Raw genomic sequence first — 13,887 nt, forward strand, 5'->3', positions numbered from 1 at the left:
TTAAAAGCAAGAATCTTAAAAATTGAAACTATTGTGGATTCCTGCTTTTACAGGAATGATAGCTACTTTTTCTTAAATATAAAAAACAATCCCCCTATAAATAGTAAAACGAAAAGAATAGAACTTGTTAAGGTAATTGTACTACCTGTTTGTATAACTTTTGGTTCAAATTTAAATTCTACTATATGCTGTCCTGCTGGTATTTTCATACCACGTAATACATAATTTACGTTATAATGTTTTTCTAATTTTCCGTCAATATATGCATTCCATCCTTCTTTAAAATAGACTTCAGAAAATACAGCAAACCCAGGATTGTTATTATTTGACTGATATTTAATATAGTTAGGCTTATATTCTTTTAAAGTAATGTTTGAAAGAGAATCTACTTTAAAGCTTGTATTCCCATTAATAGCTTCCGTTTTAAGAAACACAGCTTTTCTTTTTGTGTCTAAACTATCTAAAGCTATAATTTCTTGATTAGCAGTTGCAACTTGCTCTAATTCTTCAATAAACCAAGCGTTTCCATTCGCATCTGTATTGGTAAACGGAAAAATAGTTCCTTCTTCTTCTGCAATAATATACTTGGTATTTAGCATATTTAAAACATTCATATTGTTTTTAGTAATATGAAAATTGAAAAGCTCGTTATAGCGTCTCATTTTTGCAGCATGATAACCACTTAATGAATTATGAAAAAAGGATGCTCTGGAGTAATTATCAGTAAGATCAAAAACTCTAAAATGTGTAGTGTCCTTAAGAATTTCAATATCTGCAGGATTTGCTTGATATGGTTTTTTAACCTTTAAGGCAGAAACAAAATCGTTATTATTGACGTAGCGTCTGTCTACTGAAACTAAATCGAAAACTATCAATATTGCAAAAGCTACAATTACTAAGTTTTCGGATAATTTTTTCTTTAAAAACATAAATATAGTTCCGGCAGAAAGTAGCACTAAAATAAGCGTTCTAATAGTGTCTTTTGAAAACAACATTTTTCTGTCTTCTCGAACAGCATCTATAAACTGCTGACCATATTTTTGTTTGAAAAATGCATCATTTACACCAGAAAAATTAAAAGCAGATTTAAAGAGTAAAAACAAAATGGCAATTCCAGCAGTTATACCAACAGTATATTTTAAAGCTTTAAGCTTTTCTTCATCTTTTTCAAAATTGTTAAACAGCCTAGTTAAACCAAATATAGCTAAAATAGGAATGCATAATTCTAATATTACTTGAATAGAAGAAACAGCTCTAAACTTACTATATAGTGGTACATAATCAATAAAAAAGTCTGTAATTAAGCCTAAATTTTTTCCATAGGAAAGTAATAAGGAGAAAATGGTTCCGCCTACAATCCACCATTTTAATCGTCCTTTCACCAAGAAAAGCGCAAAAACAAATAGAAAAATTACAACAGCACCAACATAAGCAGGAGCTTCAACAATTGGTTGATTTCCCCAATAAGTAGGAGCTTCTTTTGCATATTCTTTTGCTTGTAAAGGAGGGGTTCCTTTAGCAACTAATAAATCAAAATAAGCAGAGTCTTTACCTACATTTTCATAATTTCCGCCACCAACAATTCTGGAGATAAATAGATTAAAAGATTCTAAAAACCCGTAACTATATTCTGTTATATACTCTTTACTAAGTCCAGAGGTTATTTCTTTTGGTGATCCATCTGGATTAATAGTTAATTCGCTTTTACTTCTAGTACTTTCCTTTACATAATCTTGCGTAGCCAAAAGGTTCGTTGCATTTAATGTTAAAGAAAAAATAACAGCAACAACTAACAAACCAACAGATTTAAAATAATGTGGCAACACTTTTTTGTTGTAAGCATCTATTAAATAGGCAATTCCTAAAATAATAACCAATAACATTAAATAATATGTCATTTGCGGATGATTAGCCACCAACTGTAAAGCCATAGCAACAGTTGTTAGTAAAAATCCGACTATATATTTTCGCCTAAAAGTGAGAATTATTCCACTTAAAACTAATGGCATATATGCAATAGCATGTGCTTTACTATTATGTCCAACTCCTAAAATAATTATGAGATAGGTAGAAAAACCAAATGCTAAAGCTCCTAAAGCTGCTAGTTTAAAATCTACTTTTAAAACTAACAATAGCACATAAAAGCCTATAAAATACAGAAATAAATAATCTGCTGGTCTAGGCAAAAAACGTAAAGTTAAATCTAGTTTTTTTATGTAGTTATGCGGGTATTTTGCACCAAGCATATAGGTTGGCATACCTCCAAATCCGCTATTGGTCCAATAGGTTTCTTCTCCAGTGTTTGCTCTATAATCGATTTGCTGTTTAGCCATCCCTGTATATTGCATGATGTCACTTTGAAAAATTTGCTTTCCTTTTAAAACAGGGCTAAAATATGCAAGTGAAAGAATTACAAAACCAACTAGAACAAGAAAATGAGGAAGTACTTTTTTTATAGAAAACTGCATGAATTATATGTATAACAATAAGTTTGAAAAATAATCATAATTTTTGAAACTAAGCCAATTTATGTGAAGCTAATATTTTGGAATTTTTATAGAAGTACAAAGAATAAAAAAAATAGCATTATTCTACTTCTTCGTAATCTACATATTCGCCAACATTCTTATTAGAAGATTTATTCTCTGGCATTTTATCTATAGTAATTTCTCCTTCTTTTTTTGTTTGTTGTGGATTTCTAAAACCACCAAACTGTTCACCAAAACGCTGTTCCGCTTTTTTGGTAATAAATTTTAATAAAATAGGAGCAAATATTCTTGATAAAATTTTCACACCATAATAGATTAAAAGTATGATTAAGATAATTTTTACAACTCCAGTAACAGATGCTAATTGCAACATAAAATCATTTTTTAACAAAAATACAATTCTTAAGTCTTAATTTATCTTATAAATACTTAAAAAAAATATAAAATATATATATTTGAAGCCAAATAAACCCATAAAACATGAAGTTCTTAAAATTCTATATAGCAATTTTTGCTTTTTCTGTTTCGCTTTCTGGATACTCACAATATACAGAAGTAATAAACTCTAACAGACCAGGTGTTTCTAAAAGTGCATTTTCAGTAGGCACAAATGTTATTCAATTTGAAGCAGGACCATATATGTTAAATGAAAACCATTCACGTTTAAAACGAGATGACAAAAGTTTTGGTATCGATTTCACCGCTAGATATGGTTTATTATGGGAGCAATTAGAGCTTAATATTGAAGGGACTTATCAATCTACTAAAAGAACTTTTACAAATACAGTTGCTAACGAAGACAAATTCAGTAATTTTAAAACACTTACTATTGGAGCAAAATACCTAGTCTACGATCCGTACAAAAAAGCAGGAGATGAAAAACCAAACATATATAGCTGGAATGCGAACCATAAATTTAAATGGAAGTCCTTAGTTCCTGCTGTTGCAGTTTATGTTGGTGCAAATTTTGACACTAAAGATAATCCGTTCACAGCGTATGGTGTAGAAGGATTTAGTCCAAAAATCATGGTTGCAACTCAAAACAACTTTGCAGGTGGATGGGTATATGTTATGAACTTTGTAAAAGATAGGATTGGTACAGACCAATCTGATTTTTCCTATATATTAACACTTACCAAATCTATAAACGAACAATGGGTTGTTTTTGGTGAGGCTCAAGGAATAAGCAGTGATTTTTACGCAGATAACTTAATTCGATTTGGAGGTGCATATCTTTGGAATAGAAATTTTCAATTAGATACTGCACTAACACTAAACACTAAAGACACTCCTTCTGTTTTTGGAGTTACTGTTGGCGCATCTTATAGATTAGATTTTCATCAAGATAAAGAAATAGATAATGGTGGTGAACTTGGAAATGGTAAGAAAAGTAAAAAAGAAAAAGGTAAAAAAGGAAATAAAGAATCTAGAAAATCTAAAAAGAACAATAGAGAAAAGCAAGAACAGAATTTTGATGAAGAATAAAGAACTATTGATTTTATGATTACCATAAAACAAGTACACACAAAGAAAGAGCTTAAAGCATTTGTTAAATTTCCATTCCAGCTTTATAAGAATTCTAAATATTGGGTACCGCCAATAATTTCGCAAGAATTAAAAACTTTCGACAAAAAAGAAAACCCTGTTTTTAACGATGCAGATGCCTATTTTTTTCTTGCCTACAAAGACGACGAAATTGTAGGACGCGTTGCTGCAATTATTAATTGGCTTGAAGTTAACAACCAAAATGAAAAGAAAATGCGTTTTGGTTGGTTTGATTTTGTAGATGATTTAGATGTATCTAAAGCGCTTTTAGACAAAGTTGCAGAAATTGGCAAGCAAAATAATTTAGAGTATACAGAAGGTCCTGTAGGGTTTTCTAATCTAGATAAAGTTGGTGTTTTAACCGAAGGTTATGATGTTATTGGTACTATGATTACTTGGTATAATCACCCCTATTACGTAACACATTTAGAAAAGCATAACTACCTACCAGAAAAGGAATGGATAGAAAGCAGTTTTCCTTTTGGAAATATAGATCCAACCTCTTTTACAAAAGCAAATGATTTAATTAAAAAACGCTACAAAGTTAAAGCGCGTAATTTTACGCAAACAAAAGAAGTTATGCCATATGTCGATGAAATGTTTAATTTGTTTAATACATCTTATGCGTCTCTATCTTCTTTTGTTGAAATAACAGATATACAAAAAGCATATTTTAAAAAGAAGTTTATTAGTTTTATTAATCCAGAATTCATAAAATTTGTTTTCGATAAAGACGATAAAATGATTGCTTTTGCGATAGTTATGCCTTCCTTCTCTAAAGTGTTACAAGAAATTAATGGAAAGCTTTTTCCTTTTGGCTTTTTAAAACTTCTAAAAGCTAAAAGAGAAAGTAAAGATGTTATTTTTTATTTAATAGGAATTGCTCCAGAATACCAAAACAAAGGTATTACAGCAATTATATTTAATGAATGCTACAAAACTTTTGATGCCTTAGGAATAGAAAACTGTATACGAACTCCAGAATTAGCAAACAATATTGCTATACAACAAATTTGGAAACACTTTAATCCTAAAATTATTAAACGCAGAAAGACATTTAAAAAAGTTATACAATAAGTAACTTTATTACAAACAAAAAAAGCTTCCCAGAAATTGGAAGCTTTTTTTATTACTAAATAAAAAAACTATAAAAACAAAAAAGCCTCACATTTCTGTGAAGCTTTAAGTGAGCCCTTCAGGATTCGAACCTGAGACCGCCTCCTTAGAAGGGAGGTGCTCTATCCAGCTGAGCTAAGAGCCCGTAGTTTTTATGTTTCTACGAAAACAGTGTCGGGGTGGCAGGATTCGAACCTGCGGCCTCCACGTCCCAAACGTGGCGCGATAACCGGGCTACGCTACACCCCGAAGGTTATCAAAAATTAATTTGAAAATTGCGGAGAGACAGGGATTCGAACCCTGGGTAAGTGTTTCCACCTACGACGATTTAGCAAACCGCTCCTTTCGGCCACTCAGGCACCTCTCCAATAATTTTATATGAACATCGCATTTATATTTAAACGCGGATGCAAATGTAAGTTTTCATCTTAAACAACACAAGCATTTTTTTTACTTTTTTTAAAAAATTATTCTGGATACTCTATTCGTAAATGATAAATGTTTGCAAGCTTGTGTTTTAGCACTTTTTTTATAGACTGAATTTCTTTAAAAGTAATATTGGCATTCAAGAATTGTTCGCCTTCCATTTGCTTATTTATTATATTCTCTACAAATTTATCAATTTTGGTAGATGTTGGTTCTTTTAAACTTTTAGAAGCTGCTTCTACACTATCACACATCATTAATATTGCTGTTTCTTTACTAAATGGCTTAGGACCAGGATACATAAAGTTTTCCTTCTTTATGTCTTCATTTATAGCTTTCTCTTTTTTATAAAAATAATAAACTACGCTGGTACCATGATGGGTTCTAATAAAATCTATTACACGATCTGGAAGGTTGTTTTTTCTTGCTATTTCAATACCATCTATAACATGATCTACTATAACATTCGCACTTTCAATAGAAGACAATTCATCATGAGGATTTATTCCTGTAGATTGATTTTCGGTAAAAAATGTAGGGTTCTTCATTTTACCAATATCATGATACAATGCTCCTACTCGAATTAACATAGCATTTGCTCCTATTTCATTCGCAGCAGCTTCAGCCAAATTAGCCACGTTTAAAGAATGATGAAAAGTTCCTGGAGCCTTATTAGATAATTCTTTTAATAATTTTGAGTTAGTATCCGACAATTCTAATAGAGACACATCGGAAACTAAACCAAATAATTTTTCATAAGCGTATATAAGTGGTTGTACAAATAGTGTTGCTAGTCCACATAACACAAATAAACCAAAAGTCTCCCAATGTATGGCATCTACACTTCCTTCATGAATTACAAAAAACGCAAAATATGCAATGATATAAATAAGTGTTATTTGTCCTACCGAAATAAATAAATTCGCTCTTTTATACAGCTCAGAAACCGTTAGTATTGTTACAATTCCTGCTATAATTTGTAAAAACATGTATTCGTAACTATTAGGCACAATTAACCCTAATAATACAACAGTTATTACATGTGTAAACAAACCGAGTCTAGCATCAAAAAAAGCTTTTAAAACCAATGGTAGTATACAAATTGGAACTACATATAAATATTTCGAATTGTAGCTAATAACCAAAGTGGTTAACAATACCATTAAAATAACATTAAAAAATATAAAAGTAACTTTAGTGTTGTTATTAAAAACATCTAACCTATATTTTCTTAAAAATAGTAATAGCATTAATAAAGCTAATGCCACTAATAAAGTATAAGCAAAAACAACCCAATTATAGTTTGAAGCAGTCCACACTTGCGACTTGTATTCGTTTTTTAAAGACTCTAAAGTTTGATACTTCTCTCCTTCTACAACTTCCCCTTTCGAGATAATTAAGGTCTCTTTTTTTATACTTCCTCTTGTGTAGGCTATTCTATTTAAATCTTCTAGTAAAGCGCCTTCTGTTAACGATTTATTATAGGTGAGATTTGGTTCTACAACATCAAAAAATAAGGCTAGAAATTGAGTTTGAAAATAACCTTGTTCCCTATCTGCTAAAACTTTATTTACTATAGAAGAAAGATCTTTTTGTTTCACTAAATTTGAAAACAACGTTTGCTTAATTGTAGTTTGTGCGTTAAGAATAACACTTTTTTTATCTTCGGAAAAAGTATAGTTTTCGCTTAATACTCCATTATTATATAAATTATCTAAAATTAATTCACCAGTTTTAAATAATTTATTTAGAGATGCATCTGAAAGAGAATCTGGAAAAATCTCATAAAAACCAGCTTTATAATTTATTCGAACATTGTTTTCTATTTTATCCTCTAAGTTAAAATACAAACTTGCTTGTTTTTCAATAAGTAGCTTTTCTTTATTTATTTCTTCTGAAGTTTTTTTAATTGCAAAATCGAAAGGCGCATATAAATTTTCAGATTGCCAAGGTTTGCCCTGTTCAAAATTATATTTAAATTTTCCTTGCTTAGGAAATAAATACACAATCAATACGGTGGCACTTATAAATAGTAGCACCTTATATATTAGTGCATGGTTTTTATATAAATTGTTGATAAAGTCTTTCATAGAGGTAATACTATTTTCAAATGTAATAAAATATACTTTTTAAATACTTATAAAATGTTAATCGTATTAATTTATGCTAAAAATTGATTAATTTCGCAATAATTAAATTTAAAAGTACATTCTTATGAGTAAAGAAGTAGTAATAGTATCTGCAGCAAGAACACCAATTGGTAGCTTTTTAGGCGCATTATCTACAATTCCTGCTCCTAAATTAGGAGCAATAGCAATTAAAGGAGCACTAGAAAAAATAAACTTAAATCCAGAAATGGTGGAAGAAGTTTTAATGGGTAATGTTGTTCAAGCTGGTACTGGTCAAGCACCAGCAAGACAAGCAGCTATTTATGCTGGTATTCCAGATACAGTACCCTGTACTACTATTAATAAAGTTTGTTCTTCTGGTATGAAAACCGTAATGCAAGCAGCACAAGCTATTGCTTTAGGAGACGCAGATATTGTGGTTGCTGGAGGAATGGAGAACATGAGTTTAATTCCGCACTATTTTCACGCTAGAACTGCTACAAAATTTGGTCCAGCTAAAATGGAAGATGGTATGCAACGTGATGGCCTAGTGGATGCTTACGACCAAAATGCAATGGGAGTTTGTGCAGACGCTTGTGCAACAGAATATGAGTTTTCAAGAGAAGATCAAGATGCTTATGCTATTCAGTCTTACACACGTTCTGCTGCCGCTTGGGAAGCTGGAAAATTTAACAATGAAGTGGTTCCTGTTGAAGTACCGCAAAGACGAGGAGAACCTGTTGTTATAAATAAAGACGAAGAATTTTCGAATGTAAGAATGGATAAAATTCCTGCGCTACGTCCAGCTTTTAGTAAAGATGGAACCGTAACTGCTGCTAATGCTTCTACAATAAATGATGGAGCTGGTGCCATGGTTTTAATGAGTAGAGAAAAAGCGAATGCTTTAGGTTTAAAACCTTTAGCAAGTATTAAAAGTTATGCTGATGCTGCTCAAGAACCAAAATGGTTTACAACTGCTCCTTCTAAAGCTTTACCAAAAGCATTAGATAAAGCTGGAATGTCTATTAAGGATGTAGATTTTTTTGAATTTAACGAAGCTTTTTCTGTTGTAGGATTAGCCAATATGAAAATTCTAGGTTTAAACGATAGCAATGTAAACGTAAATGGTGGAGCTGTTTCTTTAGGTCACCCTTTAGGATGCTCTGGTGTTAGAATAATTATTACACTATTAAATGTGTTAGAGCAAAACAATGCGAAAATTGGTGCTGCTGCTATTTGTAATGGTGGTGGTGGTGCTTCTGCAATTGTTATCGAGCGTTCCTAACTAATTAGAAATTTAAATAAATTAATCTAAAACCTAATCTAAATTCAATTCTAATTAATGCAATACGGAATTTGTAACTTAAGCATTGTTCCTTTAAGATTTGAACCTTCAGACAAAACCGAACTCGTTTCGCAAGTTTTATATGGTGATTATTTTAAAGTTTTGGAGCAACGTAAATCTTGGAGCAAAATTCGTTTAGCATTTGATAAATATGAAGGTTGGATTGATAATAAACAATATATTGAAATTACTGAAGAACAGTACAGTACTTTAGATCAAGAAACCCCAATTCTTTCTAATGACTTAATTGAATTTGTACAAGACAAAGAACAACATTTATATCCGGTTACTTTAGGAGCTTCTTTAAACGGTTTAAACTTATTAGATCATACTTTTGATGGATCTACTACGCAAACTATTAAACCGAAAGAAAACCTTATACAAACCGCATTCTCCTTTTTAAATGCACCATATCTTTGGGGAGGAAAAACACCTTTAGGAATAGATTGTTCTGGCTTTACACAAATGGTGTACAAACTTAATGGATATAAACTATTAAGGGATGCATCACAACAAGCTACCCAAGGTGAAGCTTTAAGTTTTATTGAAGAAAGTGAACCAGGAGATTTAGCTTTTTTTGATAATAATGAAGGAGATATAATCCATGTTGGCATTATTATGGAAGATAATTATATTATTCATGCACATGGTAAAGTTAGAATAGATCGTTTAGATCACTCAGGAATTTACAATGCTGATAAGCGACTGCATACACATAAACTGCGAGTAATAAAAAAGATTATATAATAAAAAAGCCACTTATAAATAAGTGGCTTTTTTTTATGAATAAATTCGTCTTTTAGTTCCCTAAAGAATCGATTAATGTTTTTATTCCTTGTTCTTTTGATGTATCTCCGATTGCACCATAAATATTTAATAATGTTTTAGCAACATCGATATTTTTAGGTTGTACTTTTAAAACAGCTTCTAAGTAAGGAATTGCGCTATGGTATATGGTTGTTCGTTTTGCTTTTAATTCGTCGTAACGTAAATTATCTGCATTCGATGTACCCAAACCATTCATCTCTTCGATTAGAGCATTTTCTTGACTTAAAATCAATGCAGCCATATTGGTTTGTGCATTTATATTTTCAGGTTCTAATTCGATTACTTTATTGTAATATTCCTTAGCTTTTTCAATATCACCATTGTCAGATGCAACAACTCCTAAGTTAAAAATTAAATCTGTATTCTCTGGATCTAATTGAATTGCCTCTTCTATTAACATTTTATACTTTTCTTTATCTCCATTTTTATAATGCAGATTAGCTTCAGATAAAATTAAATTAGCATCTGTAGGATCCATTTTTCTAGCAGCTTGAACAGCAGTTAATGCTTTTTCAGATTCTCCACTATTTAAATAAATAAAAGCAAGGTTTTTTACTATTTCTCCTCTTTTAGATTCTGAAATTTTCTCCGTTGGTTTTACATGCGATCCTGCTTTTACAAATAAATCTCTTTGAGATTGTGGAAATGCTTCCACTTCACCAGTCTCTACATTAGTTGCTACATATTGTTTTTCAATTCCTGTATACCCTAATGCTAATAATTTTTCATAGTTTTTACCTGCAGATTCATAATCTTTCCCAGAAATTGCACTAGATGCAGCATAGTATAAATAAGTAGTATCTGTTGGAATTAGCTTATATAATTTTTCAAATCCTTTTACTGCTTCTAAATATTGTGATGCTTGATATTGATCATTAGAATTAGTTAAAAGGGTATTTATTAAATTCTGCTTTACATTTCCAATTTCAACTTTATAAGAACTTTTTACTTTGTCAAAATTCTCAATTGCTAAATCTAAATCGGCATCATTACCAGCTCCATTAGCATAAAGGGCTTTACCTTTTAAATAATAAAATTTGTCACTAGACTTTTCATCCATATCTGGATAAGTACTTTCTACTTTATCTAAAATAGATTTAGCCACAGAAAAATCATTATTTTTAATTGCTTTTTCGGCAGTTTTAAGCTCTTTTTTCTGCGCAAAAGAAAATACACTAACAGATAGTGCTAAAGCTATAATTACTCTTTTTTTCATTTTTTAAAGTTTGTTTAATTAATTGTATTGTTTATTCTTCTTCAGTAATATCAAGAGTTGTGCCATCTTCATTATCACTAGTATTTTGAGTGATTTCAGGAATTATAACATTTCCATCTTCATCCAATTCTACTTCATCTTCATCTTGCATTACTTTTGCAACAGCTGCAATAGAGTCATTTCCTTTTAAATTAATAAGCTTAACACCTTGTGTTGCTCTTCCCATTACTCGTAAATCTTTAACAGCCATTCGTATAGCAATTCCAGATTTATTAATAATCATTAGGTCGTCTGTATCTGTTACATTCTTGATAGCCACTAAGTTACCTGTTTTTTCTGTAATAGAAATAGTTTTTACTCCTTTTCCTCCACGATTAGTTATTCTATAATCTTCTAAGCTAGAACGTTTACCATAACCATTTTCGGAAACAACAAGTATATTGCTTTCCATGTCGTTAACAGCTATCATACCGATAACTTCATCAGTGTCTTCATTTTGAAGTCTTATACCACGAACTCCAGAAGCATTTCTTCCCATTGGACGTGTTTTAGCTTCTTCAAAACGAATTGCTTTTCCAGATTTAAGCGCTAACATTACTTGGCTCTCACCTGTTGTAAGTTTAGCTTCTAATAACTCATCACCTTCTTTAATGGTAATTGCATTAATACCGTTAGTTCTAGGTCTAGAATATTGCTCTAAAGAAGTCTTTTTTACTTGTCCTTTTTTAGTAGCCATGATTACAAAATTACTATTTATGTACTCTTCATCTTTTAAATCTTGAGTACAAATAAATGCCATTACTTTGTCATCTTGTTCTATATTTATTAGGTTTTGAATAGCTCTACCTTTTGAAGTTTTACTTCCTTCAGGAATTTCGTAAACACGCATCCAGAAACATTTTCCTTTTTGCGTAAAGAATAACATGTATTGGTGATTGGTACCTACAAATAAATGTTCTAAGAAGTCTTCATTTCTAGTAGTTGAAGCTTTTTGCCCTACTCCTCCTCTATTTTGTGTTTTGTATTCGGTTAGTGATGTACGTTTAATATATCCTGCATGTGAAATGGTAATTACTACTTTTTCATTAGGAATCATATCTTCAATGCTTAAGTCTCCTCCTGCATATTCAATTTTAGAACGACGATCATCACCATATTTATCTTTAACGACTTGAAGTTCTTCCTTAATAATATCCATTCTTCTATCTTTTTTATCAAGAATGTCTTTAAGGTCTTCAATGGTTTTCATTATTTCTTCATACTCAGCACGCAATTTGTCTTGCTCTAAGCCTGTTAATTGGCGTAGACGCATTTCTACGATAGCTTTAGCTTGTATTTCGGAAAGTTCAAAACGCTTAATTAAGTTTGCTCTTGCTTCATCTGCGTTAGATGATGCACGAATAATCGCAATTACTTCGTCAATATTATCGGAAGCAATAATTAAACCTTCTAGAATATGTGCTCTTTCTTCCGCTTTGCGCAACTCATAAGTAGTACGTCTTACAACTACTTCATGTCTATGCTCGACAAAATAATGAATAAGCTCTTTTAGATTTAACAATTGAGGTCTTCCATTTACTAGTGCAATATTATTTACACTAAATGAAGATTGTAATGCAGTATACTTATATAATTTATTTAAAACAATGTTAGGTATTGCATCACGCTTTAATACGTAAACAATACGCATTCCATTTCTATCGGATTCATCTCTAATAGTAGAAATTCCATCTAACTTTTTATCATTAACCAAATCTGCAGTCTTTTTAATCATGTCTGCTTTATTAACTTGGTAAGGGATTTCGGTAACAATAATACACTCTCGACCTTGTACTTCTTCTATAATAGCATTGGCACGCATTACTATACGTCCTCTTCCTGTATGAAATGCTTCTTTAACACCATCATAACCATAAATGGTTCCTCCAGTAGGAAAATCAGGTGCTTTAATGTGTTGCATTAACTCATCAATCTCAATATCTTTATTTTCAATATATGCAATAGTACCATCTACAACTTCGGTTAAATTATGCGGTGGCATATTGGTAGCCATACCTACTGCAATACCAGAAGCTCCATTAACTAAAAGTCCTGGAATACGCGTTGGTAAAACCGTTGGTTCTTCTAAAGTATCATCGAAATTTAATTTATGATCTACTGTTTCTTTGTCAATATCTGCCAACATGTCTTCCGATATTTTACGCATACGAGCTTCTGTATAACGCATTGCAGCTGGACTATCGCCATCTACAGATCCAAAGTTCCCTTGACCATCTACTAACATATAACGCAAACTCCATTCTTGAGCCATACGTACCATTGCATCGTAAACAGATGTATCACCATGTGGGTGATACTTACCTAAAACTTCACCAACTATTCTTGCAGATTTTTTGTGTGCGCTATTTGCTCTAACACCTAGTTCATGCATACCATATAGTACACGTCTATGCACTGGTTTTAAACCATCTCTTACGTCTGGTAAAGCACGTGACACAATGACTGACATAGAATAATCTATGTAAGCCGATTTCATTTCATCTTCAATGTTAATAGGAATGAGTTTTTCTCCTTCTGCCATATATATAAAATATTAAATTATTCTCTTATTTTCAAAACATGCTAATATAAAACTTTCATTAGTCATAGTAAGCGTTTCAAATGATTTTTTTAAGACTTTTTATTAACAATTGAGAGTGCTTTTTTAGTTAATAAGTATGCTGTTAATTATTTTGATTTTATAAACTTTTTTTCGTCTATTAGCATATATCCTATAAATTAAGGTATAGTTTTTGATTTTAGTAATAGGATTTT

Annotated in this window: 9 protein-coding genes and 3 tRNA genes; 4 read left to right on the forward strand and 8 right to left on the reverse strand. The window is 31.1% G+C overall.

Features of this window, described 5'->3' with window-relative positions; genetic code table 11:
- Window positions 1-62 precede the first annotated feature (62 nt).
- Entirely contained in the window at window positions 63-2,468 is a 2,406-nt protein-coding gene (locus ACVC3Y_RS01755; protein ID WP_452225949.1) for a YfhO family protein, read from the reverse strand.
- A 118-nt stretch (window positions 2,469-2,586) separates the two neighbouring features.
- On the reverse strand, window positions 2,587-2,862 hold the full coding sequence (locus tag ACVC3Y_RS01760) for a DUF4834 family protein (RefSeq protein WP_303425726.1): 276 nt from the start codon (window positions 2,860-2,862) through the stop codon (window positions 2,587-2,589).
- 107 nt (window positions 2,863-2,969) lie between these two features.
- Here ACVC3Y_RS01760 and ACVC3Y_RS01765 point away from each other — a divergent pair, with 107 nt between their 5' ends.
- Both ACVC3Y_RS01765 and ACVC3Y_RS01770 read left to right on the forward strand, forming a co-directional pair.
- The gene (locus tag ACVC3Y_RS01765) at window positions 2,970-3,974 is read left to right on the forward strand and encodes a transporter (RefSeq protein WP_303425724.1); all 1,005 of its coding nucleotides are present in this window, start codon (window positions 2,970-2,972) and stop codon (window positions 3,972-3,974) included.
- Window positions 3,975-3,989: 15 nt separating this feature from the next.
- Window positions 3,990-5,111 (forward strand): GTP cyclohydrolase, encoded by a 1,122-nt coding sequence (locus ACVC3Y_RS01770; protein WP_452225950.1) that lies wholly within the window; start codon window positions 3,990-3,992, stop codon window positions 5,109-5,111.
- A 110-nt stretch (window positions 5,112-5,221) separates the two neighbouring features.
- On the opposite strand, the gene ACVC3Y_RS01775 is transcribed toward ACVC3Y_RS01770, so the two are convergent.
- From ACVC3Y_RS01775 to ACVC3Y_RS01790, 4 genes are all read right to left on the reverse strand, one after another.
- Window positions 5,222-5,295: transfer RNA gene (locus tag ACVC3Y_RS01775), tRNA-Arg, on the reverse strand.
- Between the two features lie 29 nt (window positions 5,296-5,324).
- Window positions 5,325-5,399: transfer RNA gene (locus ACVC3Y_RS01780), tRNA-Pro, on the reverse strand.
- 29 nt (window positions 5,400-5,428) lie between these two features.
- A tRNA-Ser gene (locus ACVC3Y_RS01785) sits at window positions 5,429-5,517 on the reverse strand.
- 100 nt (window positions 5,518-5,617) lie between these two features.
- Window positions 5,618-7,666 carry an HD family phosphohydrolase gene (locus ACVC3Y_RS01790; protein WP_452225951.1) on the reverse strand — a complete coding sequence of 683 codons (2,049 nt, stop codon included), beginning with the start codon at window positions 7,664-7,666 and terminating at the stop codon, window positions 5,618-5,620.
- 124 nt (window positions 7,667-7,790) lie between these two features.
- Between ACVC3Y_RS01790 and ACVC3Y_RS01795 the strand changes: the two genes are divergently transcribed.
- Together ACVC3Y_RS01795 and ACVC3Y_RS01800 are read left to right on the forward strand one after the other, a co-directional pair.
- Window positions 7,791-8,969, forward strand: a complete 1,179-nt coding sequence (locus ACVC3Y_RS01795; RefSeq protein WP_452225952.1) for an acetyl-CoA C-acyltransferase — start codon at window positions 7,791-7,793, stop codon at window positions 8,967-8,969.
- Window positions 8,970-9,026: 57 nt separating this feature from the next.
- On the forward strand, window positions 9,027-9,776 hold the full coding sequence (locus ACVC3Y_RS01800; RefSeq protein WP_303425717.1) for a C40 family peptidase: 750 nt from the start codon (window positions 9,027-9,029) through the stop codon (window positions 9,774-9,776).
- Between the two features lie 52 nt (window positions 9,777-9,828).
- Here ACVC3Y_RS01800 and ACVC3Y_RS01805 read toward each other — a convergent pair whose 3' ends face one another.
- Together ACVC3Y_RS01805 and gyrA are read right to left on the reverse strand one after the other, a co-directional pair.
- Window positions 9,829-11,073, reverse strand: a complete 1,245-nt coding sequence (locus tag ACVC3Y_RS01805; protein WP_303425715.1) for a tetratricopeptide repeat protein — start codon at window positions 11,071-11,073, stop codon at window positions 9,829-9,831.
- 31 nt (window positions 11,074-11,104) lie between these two features.
- Complete coding sequence (gene gyrA, locus ACVC3Y_RS01810; protein WP_303425713.1) at window positions 11,105-13,654, reverse strand: DNA gyrase subunit A; 2,550 nt, start codon at window positions 13,652-13,654, stop codon at window positions 11,105-11,107.
- Window positions 13,655-13,887: the final 233 nt, after the last annotated feature.

This window comes from Lacinutrix cladophorae, assembly GCF_053604645.1.